The 2,358-nt window shown below is 55.2% G+C and carries 1 protein-coding gene; it reads right to left on the bottom strand.

Annotated features, from left to right (window positions below):
* Positions 1–118 precede the first annotated feature (118 nt).
* On the bottom strand, positions 119–1,780 hold the full coding sequence (ltrA, locus tag ACODSV_RS36155; protein ID WP_024073359.1) for a group II intron reverse transcriptase/maturase: 1,662 nt from the start codon (positions 1,778–1,780) through the stop codon (positions 119–121).
* Between the last annotated feature and the right edge of the window lie 578 nt (positions 1,781–2,358).

Genomic DNA, 2,358 nt, shown 5'->3' with positions numbered 1-2,358 from the left:
CGGATCTGGTTGTCGGGTAGTCAGACGCGGTTGCCCGCGTCCAACCCCCTAAGAACCGTGCATGCGAGTTTCCCAGCACACGGCTCAAGCCTCTGCTAAGGCGCCATTGGGCACCCGGTTATACATCGTCGACATTGGCAAATTGCACATCTCGTGGGCAACGCAGGTGGTAAATCTCAAGATTAGCCGCAGCGTCCGTCCCGCCATGACCTAGCTTCACAATATGGCGACTGTGCCACGGTGTGTCTTTGGTCACCGGCTTGAAGCAGGCGCAGCACCTGCCGCCCTGTTGCACCCATACCCGATACAGCTTGGCTCGACCTTTAACGGAAGTGAGCATCTTCTTGCCCCAGCGGGACTCGAAGTACTCATCCCATGCAGGGTCGTGAGGGTTGGCAGCAGCCTTAATCTTGATATGTCGCACAATCGGTGTGTCTGAGGCGTCTACTAGCGTGTACTGACGCTTCCGACCATCGGCGGATTTTTCAGTACACGAGAACACCCAACGGCGCGCCCCTTGTACTTTGAAATACCGATCCTTCACCCATCGGCGTGTCTTGCGAGGGTGGCGACGTACCGCCCATCGCCAGAGCATTTCCCACACTGCGCTGTCCACCTGGTTGAAGACCTTCTTGGCGACGACATGACTGTGATAGTTCGCCCAGCCCCGTAGAACCGGGTTGAGCAAACCTATCAAGTTAGCCTGTCGTATCGTTTTGTTGGTCTTGATCAACTCTCGCAGCTTGGCAAGTAGAGCCCCGATGTTCGCCTTGGACGGCTTGATCAGGAGCTTGCCGTTGTACTTGCGCAGGTTCCATCCGAGGAAGTCGAACCCGTCCCCTATGTGCGTTATCTTGGTTTTTTCCGGAGAGAGGACAAGTCCACGCTCTGCCAGAAATTCAACCACGGCGGGCCTGACTTCATTCTCCAGCCATTCTTTCGAACAACCAGTGATGATGAAATCATCTGCATAACGCACCACGCGCATTTTTCGGGCTGTCCACTTCGCGTTGGGAAATCTCTTCGCCAGCATCGCTTCCAACCCATCCAGCGTCATGTTCGCCAACCCCGGGGATATGATGCCTCCCTGCGGGGTTCCGGCGTGGCTGGGGAATAGCTGCTTTTGGTAGACATAACCAGCCCGGAGCCATTTCTGCAAAATCGCCTTGTCCATGGGAATGTTGGCGATCAACCAGTCATGGCTGATATTGTCGAAACAGCCTTGAATGTCGCCCTCTAACACCCATTCCGCGTTTGCTTTTCGTGACAGCACACCAAAGCACTGTGCGACGGCATCCGCAGTTGAGCGTTCCGGCCTGAACCCATAAGAGTTCGGGTCGCCGGTAGTTTCCGCTATCGGTTCCAGAGCCAGCAGATGAAGCGCCTGCATGGCCCGGCATTTCATCGCGGGAATTCCAAGAGGTCTCGTTTTGCCGTTTTTCTTCGGAATAAGCACTCTCCGAAGCGGGAGCGGCGAGTAACCTCGCCGCGTCAACGACTCTATCGCGCCGAGCTTGGCCCTAGGCGTATTCCAAGTAACCTTGTCCACGCCGGGGGTATTTTTGCCTTTGTTTTCAGACACCCGTTTCACAGCAAATGCCTTGCCACTGAACGAGTGAGTCAGCAGCCATTGCAGGGCTTTCACCTTGTTATGTCTGCCATCTTGTACAGCCTTCACAATACGCGCTTGCAGCCCTCTGACACGACGTTGTACGGCGATCCAATCGATGCTGTCCCACGACGTGCCGGAAGGTGCACACGCCAATGCTGCTGCGTTCATTTGCTCTCCTTCCGTTGAAAGGGTTCTACCTACTCTCGTGTGAAGAGAGACCATGAGGACGTCTGCCCGCTTTCGCGTGAAGTGATGTTTCAACCTCTATCCAACCCATTACAGGACGGCGTTCGCTTTTTCCTCGTTCCTTCGCCCGCACCGCCATGGGCAATTTTTACAAACGGCTTTCCCTGACGGGAGCGATACGGGATTTCCACGTTCCGCTTACTGAAGTGCGTCGGGTTAGGTGCCTGCTATCGACCGGGAGGCATGTGGGTCACGAATGCGTAGTAGAAAGACGCAGTTCCCACCTCCATTACCATTTTGGTTCGAGCGTGTAAGCCATTTCCGCTCGCTTAATTTAACGATCGTTGCGCAGATTCACGTGTGTTCACCATACCAACTATCTAGCACTTGTCCGGCCATGGCTGCCAGAAGGGTACGCCTCTCACGATTGGTACCCCGCACCTTGCGGCGCCTCGTAACATTGTCGAAGGCGCTCTTGATTCAGCCTTCTAGATTCACCCGGTGACACGGGTGGTTCCCACCAAGGGGGAACAACTTCATTAAGCGACTTCGTGTCGCAC

It is taken from the genome of Pseudomonas sp. FG86 (assembly GCF_057808775.1).
This window is presented reverse-complemented; position numbering and strand designations above follow the sequence as displayed.